The 19615-nt window shown below is 42.5% G+C and carries 18 protein-coding genes and 1 riboswitch; of the genes, 2 read left to right on the top strand and 16 right to left on the bottom strand.

The genetic code is table 11. The annotated features are described in order from the left end of the window. Positions 1-24: 24 nt before the first annotated feature. Together DYI25_RS17890 and DYI25_RS17885 are read right to left on the bottom strand one after the other, a co-directional pair. A complete protein-coding gene (locus tag DYI25_RS17890; RefSeq protein ID WP_213371491.1) occupies positions 25-420 on the bottom strand; it encodes a VOC family protein in 396 nt (131 codons plus the stop codon). Positions 421-528: 108 nt separating this feature from the next. Further along, entirely contained in the window at positions 529-1011 is a 483-nt protein-coding gene (locus DYI25_RS17885) for an Lrp/AsnC family transcriptional regulator (RefSeq protein WP_213371490.1), read from the bottom strand. Positions 1012-1223: 212 nt separating this feature from the next. Between DYI25_RS17885 and DYI25_RS17880 the strand changes: the two genes are divergently transcribed. Next, entirely contained in the window at positions 1224-2162 is a 939-nt protein-coding gene (locus DYI25_RS17880) for a DMT family transporter (RefSeq protein WP_213371489.1), read from the top strand. A 165-nt stretch (positions 2163-2327) separates the two neighbouring features. Here DYI25_RS17880 and DYI25_RS17875 read toward each other — a convergent pair whose 3' ends face one another. After that, entirely contained in the window at positions 2328-3323 is a 996-nt protein-coding gene (locus DYI25_RS17875; protein ID WP_213371488.1) for an EAL domain-containing protein, read from the bottom strand. Between the two features lie 216 nt (positions 3324-3539). Between DYI25_RS17875 and yfkAB the strand changes: the two genes are divergently transcribed. Continuing rightward, a complete protein-coding gene (gene yfkAB / locus DYI25_RS17870; protein ID WP_213371486.1) occupies positions 3540-4658 on the top strand; it encodes a radical SAM/CxCxxxxC motif protein YfkAB in 1119 nt (372 codons plus the stop codon). A gap of 240 nt (positions 4659-4898) precedes the next feature. On the opposite strand, the gene DYI25_RS17865 is transcribed toward yfkAB, so the two are convergent. The 13 genes from DYI25_RS17865 to argR all read right to left on the bottom strand — a co-directional run bounded on the left by DYI25_RS17865 (position 4899) and on the right by argR (position 19086). Further along, the gene (locus tag DYI25_RS17865) at positions 4899-5996 is read right to left on the bottom strand and encodes a flavin monoamine oxidase family protein (protein WP_213371484.1); all 1098 of its coding nucleotides are present in this window, start codon (positions 5994-5996) and stop codon (positions 4899-4901) included. A gap of 108 nt (positions 5997-6104) precedes the next feature. After that, on the bottom strand, positions 6105-6665 hold the full coding sequence (locus DYI25_RS17860; protein WP_213371482.1) for a sugar O-acetyltransferase: 561 nt from the start codon (positions 6663-6665) through the stop codon (positions 6105-6107). 145 nt (positions 6666-6810) lie between these two features. Then, positions 6811-7848: a ribonucleotide-diphosphate reductase subunit beta gene (locus DYI25_RS17855; RefSeq protein ID WP_213371480.1), complete on the bottom strand. Its 1038-nt coding sequence runs from the start codon at positions 7846-7848 to the stop codon at positions 6811-6813. A gap of 19 nt (positions 7849-7867) precedes the next feature. Further along, positions 7868-10099 (bottom strand): ribonucleoside-diphosphate reductase subunit alpha, encoded by a 2232-nt coding sequence (locus tag DYI25_RS17850; RefSeq protein WP_249745536.1) that lies wholly within the window; start codon positions 10097-10099, stop codon positions 7868-7870. Further along, complete coding sequence (locus DYI25_RS17845; protein WP_213371476.1) at positions 10077-10586, bottom strand: acyl-CoA thioesterase; 510 nt, start codon at positions 10584-10586, stop codon at positions 10077-10079. Before DYI25_RS17845 ends, DYI25_RS17850 begins: the two co-directional genes overlap by 23 nt. 161 nt (positions 10587-10747) lie before the next feature. Then, positions 10748-10932: riboswitch (cobalamin riboswitch) on the bottom strand. Positions 10933-11014: 82 nt separating this feature from the next. Further along, positions 11015-11182 carry a hypothetical protein gene (locus DYI25_RS17840; RefSeq protein WP_213371474.1) on the bottom strand — a complete coding sequence of 56 codons (168 nt, stop codon included), beginning with the start codon at positions 11180-11182 and terminating at the stop codon, positions 11015-11017. A gap of 114 nt (positions 11183-11296) precedes the next feature. After that, positions 11297-12259, bottom strand: a complete 963-nt coding sequence (gene arcC, locus DYI25_RS17835; RefSeq protein WP_213371472.1) for a carbamate kinase — start codon at positions 12257-12259, stop codon at positions 11297-11299. A 52-nt stretch (positions 12260-12311) separates the two neighbouring features. Beyond that, a complete protein-coding gene (locus DYI25_RS17830; RefSeq protein WP_213371470.1) occupies positions 12312-13802 on the bottom strand; it encodes a YfcC family protein in 1491 nt (496 codons plus the stop codon). Positions 13803-13832: 30 nt separating this feature from the next. Next, positions 13833-15185, bottom strand: a complete 1353-nt coding sequence (locus tag DYI25_RS17825) for a M20 family metallopeptidase (RefSeq protein WP_213371468.1) — start codon at positions 15183-15185, stop codon at positions 13833-13835. Positions 15186-15261: 76 nt separating this feature from the next. Next, positions 15262-16272: an ornithine carbamoyltransferase gene (gene argF, locus DYI25_RS17820; RefSeq protein WP_213371466.1), complete on the bottom strand. Its 1011-nt coding sequence runs from the start codon at positions 16270-16272 to the stop codon at positions 15262-15264. A 29-nt stretch (positions 16273-16301) separates the two neighbouring features. Then, entirely contained in the window at positions 16302-17582 is a 1281-nt protein-coding gene (gene arcA / locus DYI25_RS17815) for an arginine deiminase (protein ID WP_213371464.1), read from the bottom strand. Between the two features lie 321 nt (positions 17583-17903). Beyond that, positions 17904-18602: a Crp/Fnr family transcriptional regulator gene (locus DYI25_RS17810; protein ID WP_213371462.1), complete on the bottom strand. Its 699-nt coding sequence runs from the start codon at positions 18600-18602 to the stop codon at positions 17904-17906. A gap of 28 nt (positions 18603-18630) precedes the next feature. After that, positions 18631-19086 carry an arginine repressor gene (gene argR, locus DYI25_RS17805; RefSeq protein ID WP_213371460.1) on the bottom strand — a complete coding sequence of 152 codons (456 nt, stop codon included), beginning with the start codon at positions 19084-19086 and terminating at the stop codon, positions 18631-18633. Between the last annotated feature and the right edge of the window lie 529 nt (positions 19087-19615).

Raw genomic sequence — 19615 nt, 5'->3', positions numbered from 1 at the left:
GCACTTGTTCACATATCATAGTTTCTATTTCGCATTCTCATCAGGTTGATGAATTCCGAAGATATTGCCTTCAGTATCGATATAATATCCTTGCCATGCCATTCCAGGGAGGGCATATTTAGGCATAGCCACATTGCCGCCGTTCTTGAGAATTTTCGCTTCAGTTGCATCGTAATTTTCTACTCCCATGGTGCATGCGAATCCGTTTAATGCCTGGTTCGCTACTGGAGGAGCACTCTGCCGCTGCATTAATGCACCATTGATTCCAGGCTCTTTCTCATCGCCAGTCACAGCACCAAAGTACGGCATTCCTGCATATTCACTCCAATCTTGAAATGACCATCCGAATACCTCTCCATAAAATTTCTTAGCCCGATCCATGTCACTCACATGAATCTCGAAATGAACTAATCTTCCCATGATTACCTCCAGATTAAAAATATGATGTTGTTTATGTATATCTTGAGGCAAAACTTATCTCTCTTTATTATAGGATACACACTTAAATATATTCAATATTTGAATAATTCACTTATCACCATGGATCGGCAATACCGTCGAATCCTTGATTTCCCTTAAAGCCAGACTTGTTTGTATCTTGGTGATCCCCAGCTCATTCAACTTTCTAATAAATATCTCCAGTCCTTTGCGATCCTTGCAGGCAACCTTTAGCAGATAATCATACTCGCCTGATAAGCAATGACACTCTAGAACTTCCTTCATCGATTCCAATGTTTCTTCCAGTAATGCGAGCTTTTCAGCCTGGTGCATATTGGTGCTTATAAATACAAAGCATAGTAAATCAAATCCCAGCTTCTCATGGTTTAATATGGCGACCTGCTTTTTTATATACCCTTCTGACGCCAATCTCTTAATTCTTGCATGAACCGCTGGCGCCGATAAACTCACACGCTTTGAAAGTTCCAGATTGCTTAGCTGCGCATCCTTTTGAAGCAAATCCAAAATTCTAATATCCACATTGTCCAAAACTTTGTTTACAATCGATTCCATGTCCATACACCCTTTTCAATTATTCATAAAACACGCTAAATAACTACCTATATACGATTTTTTTAAACTTAAAGTCTAATATACTTTCATTTATTTCAAATTAAGTAAATTATACAAAATATTCTTTTGTTATTTAAGCAAAATGTTAAAATAATTCATATAAACAATGTCATTGTGCACAATGGCTCTTTAAGAAAAGGGAGCTAAATGACGTGAAATATTATTTATTATTACTTCTGACCAGCTTTCTTTGGGGCGGAAATTTTATCGTAGGAAAAACACTTGTGGACCACGCTTCTCCTATCACCTTGACCGTTCTAAGGTGGACGATCGCGATTCTCTGCCTGATCCCGCTTGTTTGGTGGAAAGAAAAAAAGCTGATACCTCCAAAAGAGTCCATCCTGCCTTTATTCTTAATGGGAATTACCGGGGTAGCCTTGTTTCAGGCATTGCAATTCATGGCTCTGGAAAAAACCTCGGCAACCAACGTTGGTTTAATCTCGACGTTAAACATGTTTTCAATCGCAGCTTTCTCTTTCTTCTTTCTAAAAGAGAAAATAAATCCACTTCAATTCTTTTCAATGTTTGTTTCACTATTGGGTGTTTTACTTGTTCTTTCAAAAGGAAATTTCGAGGTAATATTCTCATTGCAGTTCAATACAGGGGATCTCTATATGATGGCTGCTGTGGGCATGTGGGGGATTTATTCGGTCTGCAGCAAATGGGCGATGGCAACCGTTACACCGATGATGTCCATTCTTTACTCTGGCATTTTTGGCCTTCTTGTCCTTCTTCCTTTTTCAATCTCAGATTTCACTGTAACAAACGTAAATGCATCATTCATTCAATCCATTTTATATACAGGCCTGGTCTCAACAGTACTTTGTATGGTCCTCTGGAATATCGGAGTGAATAAACTTGGACCAAGTACTTCTGGGTTGTTCCTTAATTTCAACCCAATCTTCACAGCCGTTTTAGCCTTTGCTTTTCTAGGTGAGAAAATGACCTGGATTCAAGCCGTCGGCAGCATCATTGTCATTGTGGGCTGCTTCTTATTCACCATTGTGAAAAACAAGCCTGATCGTTCAAAAGAAAAGAGTATCACAATTCCTTCACCAATCTTAGCCCGTGAACCGATCAAGCAAAGGTAAAAACAGAAGCGTATTAACAAATAACAGCCTTATCCAGTAATGGGTAAGGCTGTTCTGCTTCAAAGTATTAAGTGTATCTGTTTATCACTCATTCTGCAGTATATTCCTGATGTCAATATTCAAATAAGACCAAGAGGCAGCACTAGTGATTAAGAGACCCAATCACTAGCATTGCCCCCCAAGATTCCCAATTGGAGCCGGTTTGCCAAAGAAGTATCCCTGGAATAGCTGATATCCTTTTTGCATAAGCCAAGAAAAATCCTCTTCCGCTTCAATTCCCTCTGCAAGCGGAACCGATCCAAGCCTCTTCGCTTCGGCTAAAAATGCTGTAGCCGTTCGCTGCTTTTGCGGGTCTTGTGCAACTCCCTGGACATACTTCATATCCAATTTCATATAATGCGGCTGCAGATCTGACAGCAGCTCAAGTGTACTATATCCTTCGCCTACATCATCCAACGCATAACGGAAACCTTTTTCTTTATAAAAAGCCAGGATCCTTTTCAAATGATCCGTGTCTTCCACGTTTTCCGTTTCTACCACTTCAAATACAAGACGATCCGGGTTGACTCCTAACCGATCTGCCAGCATGGTGGTCGATTTCAAACAAAACTCTGGTGAATAAATGGAAGTCGGGATGAAATTGATAAAAACCTTTTTATCAGTAAAAGTAGCTGCCCTTACCGCAGCCATCCTGCAAATCCGGTCAAGCGCATACAATCGGTCTCTTTTCCTCGCCGCCCCGAAGATTTCTCCAGGATAAATCATTGAACCATCCTCACGGTAAAATCGGGCCAGCATCTCATACGCATAAATTCCGCCCTCCGCATCAAGAATCGGCTGAGCGTGGCAGGTAACAAGCTCCTTGCGGATGACCTCGTCAATCCACTGGCTATCAAGGATTTCTTCTGCTTGAGTAAGCCCTCGCCATTTTTCGCCATCCAGACGGAAATAAACACTGTCCGCCTCCATGTGATCATGGCAAAAATCAAGGAAATCCTTCATTCCCGCTTCTCTTACAACCAAAGTATCCCCTTCGGCACGGACTAATTCTCCATTGCGTTCCATATGGCGGACCACTTCCGGATAAATGAGAAAATTCCGGTCCCCTTCTACCCTAATCTCATACTGCAATTTGCTGACGACACACGCATTACAAGTCATGTACTACAGCTTCCTCTCAAGTTAGTTAATTATTACTATATCACTGTTGTTAACAGTAGGTAAAATGATCCAGCATGTGCCCTCTGCTTCTGCTTCTGCTTCTGCTTCCTTACTTCCAAATAGCTTACTAGAAAATAGGGGGCAAGGAATAGTCGAAGCATGAAAGCTAAGTTATAATGTAATGGTTTTTCAAAATCACTCTTTAAGGAGCTAATTATGTCATACATAAAAGCAATCACCCCTCAACACGACCCCTGGGAAGCTTACCTTGATGTCGAACAATACGGCAGCCCTCAACTCACCAATATCGAATTCACGACAACGACCCTTTGCAACATGCGGTGCGAGCATTGTGCAGTCGGCTATACGCTTCAAACAAAGGACCCTGCTGCACTGCCCTTGGAGCTACTTTTGCACAGGCTGGACGAAATCCCGAAGCTGCGCTCTTTGAGCATTACCGGCGGCGAACCGATGCTTTCTCTCTCTTCGGTTAAAAATTATGTCGTTCCGATTTTGAAATACGCTTTTGAACGCGGCGTCCGTACGCAGATCAATTCCAATTTGACGATGGATCTTTCGCGGTACGAGATGATTATCCCGTATTTGGATGTACTTCATATCTCACACAACTGGGGCACTGTCGATGATTTCGTCGAGGGCGGATTCGCGATGATGGAAAAGAAGCCTGACTACCAGCAGCGCGAAAAATATTTTACAAGAATGATAGAAAACAGCAGAGAACTCGTGAAAGCCGGCGTCATGGTGTCGGCAGAAACGATGCTGAACAAGCGAACTTTGCCGTATCTTGAAAAGATTCACAGGCAAATCGTCGATGAAATGCATTGCCAGAGACACGAGGTGCACCCAATGTACCCTAGCGATTTCGCAAGCAGCCTCGAATCATTGACACTCGAAGAAATTCGCAAAGCCATCCACCACCTGCTCGACATCCGTGACGAAAATGTCTGGATGCTGTTCGGAACGCTGCCTTTCTATGCATGCAGCAATAAGCAGGAGGATCTGGACCTGCTAAAACGTCTTTACAACAGCAAAAATGTGACCGTCAGGAATGACCCGGATGGTCGTTCGCGCCTCAATGTGAATATTTTCAACGGCGATATCATCGTCACCGATTTCGGCGATACTCCGCCGCTTGGCAATATTCAAAACACCAGTCTTGAAGATGCCTATCAAAAGTGGCAGAAATCCGAAATCGCTAAGCAGCTAAGCTGTCACTGCCCGGCTGTTTCCTGCCTCGGTCCGAATATTCTCGTAAAAAACAGTTACTATCAAGAGTCCGACTTTAGCAAGCTGCGACATAACGTTTCCAGGTAACAATGGGGAGAAGTAAGGCTGCTTTCGCATTGATTATTGCTTTGCGTATATAACCCTATTTGCCGTATTGTGACTGGTCTCAGGCTCTTTTCTTCCTGCTCCTTGACTGCAAATGCTTAAAAAGTCGTAAAAATCCAGAATCCGATTTTTACTTTTAAAAGAGAAAGCAACAAAGTTTACGAAAAGAGCCATTAGTAAAAGGCCTGATCCACTTTTTAGGACCAGGCCTTTCTTTTCATATCATAAAACTTTCATTACTTCAGATGCCGCTCGCTCCGCTGCTTGAAGTGCTCCTTCCAGATGCCCGCCATGTCCAGGCGCTGTTTCTGTAGCCGCAAAAATAACCCTCTTTTCCCAAGAACTCTTCCCTGCCGGCAGGCCATAGTCTGGGAAGCTGGTCAACGGCAGTGCATCTTCCTCCACAGCTGTTTCTGGATCGCTCGCCCAATCTTTGTAAAGGAGAGCAATGGGTTTTCCAGCTGGCGGGCCAAAAAGCCTTGTCAATTGGTCAGTGACCAGTCGCAGAATATGCTCCTCACCAATTTCTTGACGCATATTTGCCGGAAGCCCGAAAAAACCAAAAAGTGCGCCATATCCTGTATCAGGTGAAGCATCATGAATTTCTTGCAAGGGCCCGGCCCAGCTGGTGATCTGGCCGGAGAGACCAGCATCCCTCCAGAATGGCCGATCATAAATCGCAATCGCTTTCGCTTGTCCCGCCATCCACGTCGGCTTGTCTTTAAGGCTTGCTATTAGTCCATCGGGGAGTCGCGGTTCAAAAGCGATCCTTTCTGCCAGTATTCGCGGCGGCAATGCCAGGATTACAGCTGCACCCCGAAAGCTTCTCTTTATTCCATCACACTGTTCAGCTTCTATTGTGACTCCGTCTGCCTCCTCCAGTTGGATTGCATTAACCCGGGTATTCAGTTCGACTGTGCCAGACGGAAGTGAGGATGCGATGGCATCAATAAGGGACTGCATACCGCCGGCCAGCCGCACCGACCTCTCGACTGCACCTTTTGGGAGAACATGACGCTGTGCCTGCCCAGTTTGCGATTGCTCAAAAAGCATTGATCCTGAGATATGCTGTTCAATGGTGGGCAATCCAAGGTCTTTTACCAATTTGGTGATGGCAGACTCGTGATTAGGCCAGAACCAGGTCGGGCCCAAATCAAACTGGCCAAGCTCCGGCCTGTCTTTGGCTGCCATGCTCAAAACCCTGCCCCCAAGCCGGCTGCGCGCCTCCAGGACCCTGCAGCTTATGCCTTTTGATTGCAGCAAAGAGGCAGCACGCAAACCTGATAGGCCAGCCCCGACAATCACAACCTGTTCTTTCATTCTGGTTTCCTCCATTCATTAACACTTCGTTACCAGCGCAAGACCTTGTCCTGACATTTCTCTCGCTCTATCGGGATCCTTGTCCAAAATCAAGCCAGGCTTACCTGCTTAAAGTTCAATCTGTTTAATGACTCTAGCCGGATTGCCCCCAACGACAACGTTATCCGGCACATCTTTCGTCACGACTGCCCCTGATGCGATTACGACATTGTCTCCTACTGTTACTCCTGGATTAATGATTGCACTTCCGCCAATCCATACATTATCTCCAAATGTGATCGGTTTGGCATATTCCCTTCCTGAATTCCGTTCAGTTGGATCAAGTGGATGTGTTGCTGTATAGATTTGCACGCCAGGTGCAAGCATGCAATTGTCGCCAAATCGGACTTCACAAACATCCAGGATGGTGCAATCAAAATTGGCAAAAAAGTTCTCTCCTACATGTATGTTATAACCGTAATCAAAGCGGATATTCGGCTCCATAACCACGGTTTCTCCAGTTGAGCCGAGTAATTCCTTTAATAACTTTGTCCGTTTTTCTCCTTCGGTTTCCAATGTTTGATTATATATCCTAACTTTTCGTCTAGCTTCCTCGCGTTCCTTTACTAATACTGGGTCAGCAGGATTATACATTTCTCCAGCCAACATCTTCTCTTTTTCCGTTTTCATTTTTGTTGACCTACTTTCGGTTATGAATGGCAACGTCCTGTGCACTAATTCATGACTGCCGCTGCCAATTGAAGCAAAGGGTACGTCCCTATGCTCCCATACTATCAATATTAGCGGAACTTATAAAAGGAATTTGCCGGGAGTTTTATAGTTCATCAAATCCGTTTTCATCGGATGTCTTGGTGTACTGTCTTGATTTTTGCTCAAAGAAATCTGTCTTGCCAAGGTCTACTTCTTGATAGGCGATAATCCACCTTAACGGATTGGTCCGATGTCCTTCGAAAGGCGCATTGAAGCCTAATTGTTCTGCTCGTTTGTTAGCCATGAACTTTATATAGGCTTCCACGTCTGACATGAGCAAACCGTCGATCTCGTTGCCGATTATATAATTAGCCCACTCAATCTCTAACTGTGCAGCTTCCTTGAAGGCTGCGGTACCAAATCCCCTCAATGATTCTGTGTTGTGCTCGGGATTTTCACTTAGAATCTCTTTGAAGATCTTTTCAAATAATCCTACATGCAGCTGTTCGTCACGGTTGATGTAGTTAATCATCGTACTGGTGCCAACCATTTTCTGATTCCGCGCAAGGTTATAAAAAAAGGCGAAGCCCGAGTAGAAAAACAGGCCTTCAAGGATGACATCATAGACAATGGAATGCAATAGATTTTCGATGCTTGGGTTTTCCGCGAAACCTTTATAGCCGTCCGTAATAAATTCATTTCGCTTGCGCAGGATTGGTTCTGTCCTCCAATAATCAAACACTTCCTCCTGCTTTGATTTGGGAACGATGCTTGACAGCACATAGCTGTAAGAATGATTATGGATTACTTCCTGCTGCGCCAAAATGATCATCAAAGCATTTAAACTGGAGTCAGTTAGATAATCGGCAACTTTACTGGCGTAGTCCGTCTGAATGCTGTCAAGGAGTGCCAACAGCCCAATGATTTTTAAAAAGGCATCCTTTTCTTTTTCGGAAAGCCTCGAAAATTGCTTAATATCCTTGGACATATTGATTTCAAAAGGGGTCCAGAAATTTCCCAGCATTCTCTTATATTTTGGATACGCCCAGGGGAAGCGAACATCATCCCAATTTAATATGTTTGAGTTACGGCCATTAATAATTCCAGTCGAAGCATTTGGAGCTTCAACGTCTACAAGAGTTCTTTTCTTCAATTGGGTCATGGTTTTCTTTCCTTTCCTCTTAACTATGGCAGCTTTCACATTCGTCAAACTCACTGCTAGATGTGGATCGGACATAGTAAGTCGTTTTTAAACCGGACTTCCAGGCATCCATATGCAGCTCCAGCAGTGCTTTTGCCTTAATCGTGTTTGTCACGTAAAAATTAAACGAGATGGATTGGTCGATATGGCGCTGACGGCGTGCATTTTGCCTGATGCTCCAGTGCTGGTCAAGGCTGTAGGCTGTCTTATAGAACCACATGGTTTCAGCTGATAAATCCGGTGCGGTCACCGGAATCTTGTAATCTTTTTTCTCCTCGGAGTATTCAAGCCTGAAAATCGGGTCAATGCTTGCTGTCGAACCTGCAAGGATGGAGGTTGATGAGTTGGGTGCCACTGCCATCAGGTAGCCGTTCCTGATTCCATACTGCTTTACTTCCACAGCCAAGTTCCCCCATCTTTCGCCAGTGTACTGTCTCTTTTCGAAAAACTGTCCAGTCGACCAATCTGAGCCTTCGAAATAAGGGTATGCCCCTTTTTCTACCGCCAGCCCAAGGCTTGCATTGATTGTTAAATAGGCGATATTTTCATAGAGAGCATCACAATACTCGACAGCTTCTTCGCTTTCCCATTTGATTCCTTTAAGAGCCAGCAGATGATGCCAGCCGAATGTTCCCAGTCCGATTCCCCTGTAGTTTTTGTTGGTTATTTGCGCCTGCAGGACCGGGATTTCATTGATATCTATGACATTATCCAGTAATCTAACCTGGATATTAATGACTCTCTCCAATACATCATCCATCACACTTTTCGCTAAAGAAATCGAGGATAAATTACAGACGACAAAGTCACCCGGCTTTTTATAGATTAAAATCTTTCCGTCCTTCACTGTTTCCTCTTCAAGGAGGGTAGGGCTCATATTCTGTGTGATTTCCGTGCAGAGATTACTGCAGTAAATCATCCCTTTGTGGTGATTGGCATTAAGTCTGTTAACCTGATCCCTGTAAAACATGTAAGGTGTGCCGGTTTCAAGCTGAGAGACCATGATCGATTTAAAGATTTCAATGGCAGGTACCACTTCATGTGACAAACTAGGATGGTAGACGCAGGCCCAATATTTGTCACGGAAGGAGCCTGCCCCCTTCTCCTCATCGAAATAATCTTCAAGGGAAAATCCCATGACCTTCCTTACTTCATGAGGATCGAACAGATACCAGTCCCCTCGCTTTTCTACTTGTTCCATAAATAAATCGGGGATGCAAATACCCGAAAACAAATCATGCGTCCTCTGGCGCTCGTCTCCATTGTTCAGTTTTGCATCCAGAAACGGGAAGATATCTTTATGCCAGACATCGAGATACACAGCAATTGCACCCTGACGCTGGCCTAATTGATCAACTGAAACCGCGGTGTTATTCAGCTGTTTCATCCACGGGATGACTCCGGAACTGACCCCTTTAAAGCCCTTGATATCACTGCCGCGGCTTCTGATTTTACCAAGATAAACACCAATGCCGCCGCCATTTTTACTCAAGGTCGATATATCTGTATTCGAGTCGTAAATACTCCTTAAATCGTCCGCAACTGTATCGATAAAGCAGCTCGATAATTGGCCATAGCTTTTGCCGGCATTCGAGAGTGTCGGAGTGGCCACTGTCATATAAAGATTTGAAATTGCCCAGTATGCCTCCTTAACTAGTTCAAGCCGTTTTTCTTTCGGTTCTTTAGCCAGCAGTGTCATGGCGATCAGCATGAACCGTTCTTGTGGCAGTTCGGCAAAATCACCATTTTGTGTTCGCGCCAGATACCTTTCCGCCATGGTTAAAAGACCGATATATGTAAACAGCTTGTCTCTCTCGGGATCAATGACTTTTTCCAGGTAATCTATTTCTTCACGGGAGTAGGATGTTAAGACTTTACTGTCATAAATCCCAATACCAATTAATCTATTGATAAGTTCATAGAACGATCCGTAACCAGACTCTAATCTTGTATTTCTATAGTTTGCGCTAAGCTTGTATAATTTCTTTAGATAAAACCTCGCAGCCACATATGTCCATTCAGGCTCATTCCGGCTGATTCGTTCAACGGCGGATAAAATCAGCATGTTTTCGATCTGGCTGTCTGTCATTTTCTTCACTTCAAGGGCATGATCCACCTTTTCTTTGAACCGTTGAAAGTCTAGTTTAGGGAACGACCGCTCTATTTCTGCGACAAGTTTGGCTACATTTTCATCCTTTACTTGGATACTCATTGAACATTCCTCCATCTTGGTTACTTTTTCTCATTTCCAGCCTCCTCTGCCTTCTCATATCGGCAGTGTTGAACATCTCCTGTTCTTCATCATTCTCTGGAATCACCCTTGCGACGGGTACCGGTTTACCATTGTCATCCTTTGCAACCATGGTAAGAATCGAGGTGGTAGTCAACGTTTTCCTGCTAGTTTTCAAGTTTTCACTTTCCACTTTCACGAACACTTCCATTGACGTTCTGCCTGTTGAAATGACCACCGCTTCGAGTGTTAAAATATCGCCTACTATTGCGGAAGACAAAAAATTCACCGAGTCAATCGAGGCGGTGACGACAGCCTTTCTGCTATGTTTCATTGCCGCTATAGCGGCAATTTCATCAATATACGAAAGTACCGTTCCGCCAAAAATGGTTCCAAGATGGTTTGTATCCGGAGGCAAAACCAGCCGGTTCTGAAATGTCCTCGATACATTTGATGATAATCTTTCCATTGTTAACCCCCTAAGTGCAAAATGCTCCCTGAAAAATGAGAAAAACCCATCTCGAAAGATGGGTTTAAGTAACGTTGATCGATTAACAGCTCATATAAAGCAGCAAAAAAGCATGAGTCTATCAATTTATCCACGTAATACCTTCCCAATTCCCGAAGAAGATAACACGAATAAATATGGCAGGTCTCCTGACTTGTGCTTCACCCTAATTTAAGGCCTTCCCATCTATTTTTTAGACAGTGGTTCTTCCTTATTTCGTCAGCACTTACAGTTGCGGGAACAGTTCTGGATTCTCACCAGATTCCCTATTAAGTCTTGTTCAGACACCATACTTATCGGTAATTTCAATATTTAGTTATAAAACTACTTATCCAACACAATATATCGTGTTATGAATTGATAGTAAATCATCTTCCTGGCTTTTTCAACTATTTTTCATCCATGGGTGCATGGGGACATACGCCATATCCCACTTCTCCTTTCCGTTGCTTAATTTTATGATTCTTAGCCAGTTCATCAAGAAACTTGGAAGAGAAGATACGACCTAGTTCATCAGACAACAGCTTGAATTCGTCTTCAAATGTTAGTTCGACCATACAAAAAAGCCCACCTTTCTTTGGATTTAAAGAAAGGAAAGGCTATTTTCCAATAAAGTGATATTTATTTGCTTAACTTGATGGATATGGGATACGTCCCTATGCATCCACCTGCTAGGAAAGAATTTTTTCCCCTTGCATCGAAATGACGGTTCCAGCTTTTCCTTCCATTGCCTCAAAAGCAAAGTCAAGTGAAGTGATGATTGTTTTCCTCTCTGGATTTGATTGTGCGAATTGTATCGCTGCTTGAACTTTTGGAAGCATGCTTCCTGCTGCGAAGTGGCCTGATTGACTATAGGATGATAGTTCTCCGATGCTGATTTCTCCTAGCTTGCGTTGGGTTGGCTTATTGAAGTCGACATATACATGATCAACAGCTGTTAGAATGATCAGGGCATCCGCATTTACTAGTTCTGCCAGCTTTTGCGAAGCAAAATCTTTATCAATGACCGCTTCAATCCCTTTCACACCATTCTCTGTCTCTATGACCGGAATTCCGCCTCCCCCTACAGATATCACAATATTTCCTTCATCGACAAGAGATTGTATAACAGAATGCTCCTTGATGCTAACAGGAAGTGGTGAAGGTACTACTCTTCTCCATCCTCTTCCTGCATCCTCCTTAAATTTTGCTCCCGTTTCTTCCATCAATCTCTTCGCTTCTTCCTCACTATAAAAAGGGCCGATTGGCTTTGTTGGATTTTTAAATGCTGGATCCTTCTGATCAACGACGACACGAGTGACAATTGTAGCGATATTCTTTTCAATCCCTCGTTCCTTCAGTACTTTATCCATCGCATTTTGCATCCAATAACCAATCATTCCCTGGCTCATTGCACCGCAAGTATCAAGGGGCATTTGAGGATTCTTATCTGAATGTGCTGCTTTTTGCTGAAGCAGTATATTTCCCACTTGAGGACCATTGCCATGAGAAATAATGATGTCAATCCCTTTTTCAATAAAACCGACCAGCTGTCTTGCGGTATTTTCAAGCGCTAGCTGCTGAGCCTCAGCCGATGCATCTCCTGACTGGATCGCATTTCCTCCTAGCGCGATCACAACCTTTTGTTTTTTCATACTAATCGCCTCTTTATCTGTGTTTGTAGGATTTCATAAAAAGCCAATACGATTAATTCAGCATTGTCGCAATGCTTAAGATGATCATGACAATTACTGAAAGAACAACGACTAATTTCCAGACATGTTTTAAATAGGTTGTATAAGGTATTCTCGCAATCGCCAGGGCACCCATGATAACCGCACTGGTAGGAGTAAGCAGGTTCACTACCCCTGAGGCACTCTGGTAAGCGGTAATGACTAAATGCCTGCTCACTCCCGCAAAATCAGCGAGTGGAGCCATAATCGGCATTGACAATGTTGCTAAACCAGATGTTGAAGGTACCAGGAAAGAAAGCGGAAGATAGAATAAGAAAGCAAGGTTTGTAAATACAACCGATCCCATATCGCTTAGGAATCCTTCTCCCCAATGGAGGACGGTAGCTGTCATTCCGCCAGCATCCATTACAACGGTAATCCCTCTGGAAATAGCGATGATCAAAGCAACACCCAGGAGATCTCTTGCTCCATTGACAAAAGTACTTGTGAATTCCTCTTCCTCCATCCTGTAAATGAATGCAATGATGATGGACGAAGTCAAGAACAGCATGGTCAGCTCGCCAAACCACCAATCACCCAGTGGCATCATACCACCAAGGAACTTACCGATGACCGGAATACTTGCTAAAGCGTTTGTCATATCTTCAAAGATTGAAATATTGAATTTATAAGCCCAGGGAATGACACCAAGGATCATCACAACAAAGGTCAAGGCGAAAACGGATAATACCGCTTTATGGCGTCCAGTGAATTCTAATTCTCCTGTTTTTTGGGATAGAAAATGCTTCTCATTTTCTTCTTTGAATTCGGCAATCAAGGATTTGGATGGGTCATCCTTCACTTTCTTTGCATAACGCATGACGAAAAGAATGCCCACGATTAAAGTGACTGCAAGGATAATCAGTCGGAGAACAATGCCGTCACCTATCGAAATACCCGCAAATCCTGAAGCAATACCGGTCGCAAATGGATTGACAGTTGAGCCAAGACAGCCGATACCGGCTCCAATCGCAATAATCGATACCGCTGTCAATGAATCATAACCAGCTGCAATCAGGACTGGAATGAGGATCGGATAGAAGGCGATTGTTTCCTCAGCCATTCCATAAGTCGATCCGCCAATTGCGAACAATATCATTAGAATTGGAATTAGCCATTGCTCCCTGCCCTTCAGTTTCCGGATGACTCTCGCAATCCCGGCATCTATAGCCCCTGTCTTCATGACAACGCCAAGGAACCCACCGATAACTAGTACAAAAAGGGCAATATCCTTTGCATCAAAGAAACCGTTGATTGGAGCATTCAATACCTCCCAAAGGCCTTGAGGGGTTTGTTCATCTTCAGCAAGCTTCTGATACGTGCCTGCTATCGGCAGCTCCCTTCCAGTATCTTCATCTACCTTTGTATCGTAATGCCCGCCTGGAATGACCCAGGTTAAAGCGGCTATGACGACGATAATCAAAAATAATAATGTATACGCTGTAGGCATTTTGAACTTTTTCATACCAATACCTCCAATGATTGAAATACATATCTAGCGAGTTAACCTGTAAATCGCTTTTGCATATATGATCATTGCTGTAAAAATGGCCTCCAGTTCGATATATTCATTCGGCTGATGTTCAGTTTTCGACTGATGAGGGAATACAGCCCCGAACGCAACGGTGTTATTCATTGCCCTGGCATAGGTTGCTCCTCCTGATGAAATAGGCTGTGAAACGGTATCTTTCGTAACCTCCTGATACTCATTCATCAGTGTTTCGATTAAAAAATGGTCTTTTGGAATATAGATTGATCTCAAATAATCAAACTCTTTGTACTCCAGACCATATTCCCTTGCCTTCTCAGACAATAGGTGTACAATCTCTTCTTTATCAGACTTAACTGGAATTCGAATATCGATTGAAAGTCTCTCTATCTCTTCATTCATCTCAATCTTTCCGACATTAAATTTCAGCTTGCCTGACTCTTCATCTTCGCATTCTCCAAAAATCCTTTTTCCAAATGGATCTTCATTCACTACCTCACTGACGAATTCAATGGTTTTTGACGTATAGCCAATACTCTTCAATGCAATCAATAGCCGATTGATCGCATTGATTCCTTTTTCCGTTACCTGAGCATGGACCGATTTTCCGTTGACCGTTACGGTTTCGGAGTCTGCTTCATATGCAAAGTCCAATTCCTTAAGGGCTGCTTTCAGTTCTGCTCGGTTCTCTCCTCGATAGCTTGCATGGTCCGGCACCGCATTAAAAGCATTACCTGCTGTCAGTCTTAGGCTAGTGTCGTTTTTTCCTTCCAAATGAAGCTGAAGAAGTCCCTTTTCAGCATAGACAAGCGGGAAGGTGGAGTCCGGAGTGAATCCCATGCTCGGGATTTCTTCGAGCTCACAATAACGATTCATACATCTCCAAAGCGTTTCCTCATCTGTCCCGAAGATTAATCGGACACGCTTATGAAATGGAATTCCCAGGTTCATCAATGCCTTTACGGCAAAAATGGAAGCAATCGTCGGACCTTTATCATCCTGGGTTCCTCTTCCATATATCTTCTCATCCTGGATAACGGGTTCAAAAGGAGGAGTTCTCCATTCATCAAGCTTACCAGCTGGAACGACGTCAAGATGTCCAAGCACACCGATCATCTCTTCGCCTTCCCCAATTTCTGCGTAGCCATAATATCCTTTTGGGTCATAATAAGTTTTAAAACCTAGATGCTCACATAGTTCAAGGATATTTTTCAAAGCTAAATCAATCTGGGCTCCAAACGGATATTGCCCTTCATTTTCCTGGATTACACTTGGAATCCTTACTGAATTCATCAGCGCATTATGAAATTGACTTTCCAGTTTCCTCAGTTCAGGAATGAGTTCAGTCAGCTCTTCCACGAAAATCCCCCATTCAAATAACCATATTGTTAGGTTCGAATACTGGAGTAAAGAAGGGACGATATGTCCCTTCTCCTCAGCTTATGTTCCCAAGCGTAGCTGCCATCACAGCTTTTATTGTATGCATCCTGTTTTCAGCCTGATCAAAAACTTTTGAGTGTTCGCTTCTGAATACTTCATCTGTCACTTCCATTTCAGCGAGTCCATGATTGTTGTAGATGTCTTTTCCGTAGCTTGTTTCAAGATCATGGAAGGCAGGAAGACAGTGCAGGAAGATGGCTTTTTCATTTCCTGTCATTTTCATCATTTCCATGTTAACCTGATATGGAGACAACAGCTCGATTCTTTCAGCAAACTTGTCTTCCTCTCCCATTGACACCCAGACGTCTGTGTAAATAACATCTGCTTCTCTGACTCCTTCCGCTACATCGCTTGTAATTGTGACACGGCCTCCGGAATCCTTCGCCAACTCATTCGCTAATTCGACAATCTCAGAAGCCGGGAACAAAGACTCAGGAGCACAGATCCTTACATCCATGCCGACAAGTGCTCCACCAATAAGAAGACTATTGGCAACATTGTTTCGGCCATCACCGACATAAACAAATTTAATTCCTGCAAGTCGTCCAAAGTTTTCTTTCACAGTGAGGAAATCAGCAAGTGTTTGAGTCGGATGCCATAAATCAGTCAATCCATTCCAGACAGGGACACCTGAGTGCTCTGCCAGCATCTCGACTTTACGATGTTCGAATCCGCGGAATTCAATTCCATCAAACATACGCCCCAAGACCTTTGCGGTATCTTCAATCGATTCTTTTTTTCCTAATTGAATATCATCTTTTCCTAAATATTCAGGGTGTGCACCTAAGTCTGTACATGCCACTGTAAAAGCACAGCGAGTCCGGGTTGATGGCTTTTCGAATAGCAGTGCAATATTCTTGCCTTCAAGATGACGGTGAGGAATCCCGTTCTGTTTTTCTTCTTTCAATTTCAAAGCCAGGTCGATCAAATAAACAAACTCTTCCTTTGAAAAATCCTTTTCAGCCAAGAAACTTTTACCTTGAAAATTAGAAACTACTGTTACCATATCGATCTCTCCCCTTATATTGATTGTAGTTAAATATCTTCACGGAAGATTGGCATGCTCATACAACGTGGACCCCCACGGCCCCTTGAAAGCTCTGAACTTGGAATTTCAAGAACTTCGATGCCGTTCTTGCGCAGCAATTCATTTGAAATATAGTTTCTGTCGTACGTAACCACAACACCTGGTGCAATGGCAAGTGTATTAGACCCATCATTCCACTGCTCACGGGATGCTGCAATCTCATCTCCCCCTCCACATGGAATCAGGATAATGTCATCAAGCCCCAATACTTCCTTTAACGCTTCCTGCAGATCTGTGCGGAATGAAATTTTCGGAGTACCTTCATCCACCCCTTTTTCAAGGATATAAATATTTAAGTTTCCTTGCGGACCTAGTATTTCTGGATGAATCGTGAATTTATCATAATCGACCATTGTAAAAACAGTGTCAAGATGCATGAATGCCCGACATTTTGGAATCTCAACTGCCATCACTTTTTTGAAAGATGCTTGTTTCTTGAAAAGATTCAGCGCCAATTTCTCGATTGCTTTTGCAGAGGTACGCTCGGAAACCCCAATCGCAATCACTTCCTTGCTTAGAACGAGCTCATCCCCACCCTCAATTGAAAATGGATAATCACGATCTAACCAAACAGGCACATCTTTTCCAGCAAATCGAGGATGATATTTTATGATGTATTCCATGAACAATGACTCACGTTGCCTTGCGGGCTCTCTCATCTTATTGATCGTCAGCCCATTCCCGATGCTGGCTGCAGGGTCTCTTGTGAAATATAGGTTAGGCATGGGGTCCAAATAGAATGGATAGTGATCATCCATAAATTCATAAAGATGTGTCTTTTTTTCAGAGTCAATTTCTTTTTTGAGGACTCCGCTCATAATTTTGTCAACCATTTGCTCTGTCGAAAATGAAAGTAAATATTCCTTCAATACGATAGAGGCCCCATTTACATGGGCATGGCATTCACGCAGCATTTCATCAATAAATTGAATTTTAATTTCCTCACTTGTTAAGGCTTCTACAAATAATTGCTCCAAATACAGAACTTCAATTCCTCTGCTTCTCAATGTTTCTGCAAAAAAATCATGTTCCTTTTGTATTATTGGCAAATAAGGTATATCATCGAATAAGAGTCTGTGAAGGTACTCTGGAACAAGATTCTCTACTTCTTTTCCAGGACGTTTAAGCATTACTGTTCTTAACCTGCCTATTTCAGATGTCACATTGATGGGGGGCTTTCCCTTATTTAGAGACTTTTCTTGACAGGTATTGTCTGCGATCAGCTTCATCTTCTTCTTTCCTCCTTTTGATTAATAACCTTGCTATACCTATATTTTAATAAATGTTAGCGCTTTCTTTTGTTAGAGTGATTACAAACCATTTGTTAAATCCTTCACATTTTTTTGTTTTCCTCATTAAAGAAAGTGAATATTTATGTATGAACTGTATAATTTCAACCGATATTTGTCTGATATCTTGAATAAACAGTGGATGTCATAAAAAGTTCACTTGTAAAGTTCTAAAATTGAGAAAATTCTTGAGGTAAAAGTCTTTTCTAACAACTTCATAAAAAAAAGCTGACTCTTGAAGAGTCAGCAACGCACAGATTATTAAATATTCCTTAAATATTCAGTCTCATGGATTGTGATCACTTTAGACTTTATAGATATAATTCCTTCCCTTTTCAGCTGGTTCATGATGAGGCTGACTGTTTCTCTTGTCGTACCTGAAATCTTGGAAATGCAGAAAGCCGTGAGAGGACAAGGTATGACAACTTCCTCACCTTTCTTTTCCCCTAGATCATCCATCAGGAATTGAAGCGTATGGAGCACTCTTTCCTGTGCATTTGGAATGAGGATTTTTTCCACCCGATCTTTATGGAGATTCAGTATTTTCGTCAATTTAGCGATAATGTTCAATAATTGTTTCGGGTTTTTCTTTAATAATTCTTCCATGACCGTTGTCTGGATAAAAAAAACTTTGATATCCGTCAATGCGGTAGCAGTCTCATGATATGTCTTTTCTTCAAAAATCCCACCATACGGGAACATTTGCTTACTTTTGACGATATCCAAATAGAGCATTTTCCCCTCTTCGCTGCCTCTTTCAAAAGCGACATATCCTTCAAGCAGAAAAAAAATTTTATCTCTAGGATCCCCTTCCATGAACAAACATTGATTTTTTTTATAGGTCCGATAATAAAAATATGGGAGGTATTTCTGGAGTGTCTTAATTGAGATCGATGAGAAAATATCAAATTCCTGTAATTCCGATAACGGATGGATATTGATAACTCTTGCATTGGACATTCTGACCACTCCCATTCCTGTGTTTTGACTATTCATCGAGATAGGATTCAAGTAACTTATGGAAGGCTTCCGCACCATCAGGTGATGAACAAATCACGAGACAAGTATCATTTCCGCAAATCGTTCCTACCTTCCCCTTAAACTCGAGGGCATCCAGCAAACTTCCAAAGGAATGAGCATGACCTGGCAGAGTTTTAATTAAAACAAAATAATGGATAGGCTCCATCTTGATTAGAGCATCTTTCAATCTATTCTGGAGTTTTTTTTTGACGGACTGCTCATGTGATGTTGAATAATCATATTTTTGATGACCATTTTTCGCTGGAACTTTAACTAGTTTCAATTCCCTGATATCCCTCGACACAGTTGCTTGAGTAACGGACATTCCGTTTTGCTGGAGAATGTTACAAAGCTCCTCCTGTGTTTTGATTTCATGCTGCGAAACCAGATGCGAGATTAAATTCAAGCGGATTTCTTTCTTCATCTATTAACCCACCTTTAAATCGATTCCCTACTTATATCATATTGTCATTTCCGCTCTAAGAACATGAATAAAAAGTGAACAAATGCAACAATGCAAATGGAAGGGCCCTTCTTTACAGCAAACAGAAAAAGCACAGGGTATGGTACGTCCCTGTGCTTCTGTATCCTCAATAGTAAGCCGCCGCTTTCTGGTACGACAAAAGCCCCGAGGAAATGCCCTGTTACTGGGTTTAAAGTCTTCACACTGTTGTCGCTGCCGTCACCGATATAGAGAAGATCTTGCCCTGTACTGAAGGGATTTTTTCCGTTTTCACGCTAATGACCTACTTTCTGATATGAATAGGGACGTTCTCTCTGCTTCTATTTCATCGCTGCTGCTGTCAAATAAATCCTATGTGTAAAATAGTGCATTATGTAAGTAAGGGGTACGTCCTATGCTTCCGTGAACATTATAACTGCAATTCCTGTATAGAAGGTGAAGCAATCACACTTGGTGTTCCTTTTTTGCCCTTTTTAAATATAATTGTAGT

It is taken from the genome of Mesobacillus boroniphilus (assembly GCF_018424685.1).
Lineage (GTDB): Bacteria > Bacillota > Bacilli > Bacillales > Cytobacillaceae > Mesobacillus > Mesobacillus boroniphilus_A.
This window is presented reverse-complemented; position numbering and strand designations above follow the sequence as displayed.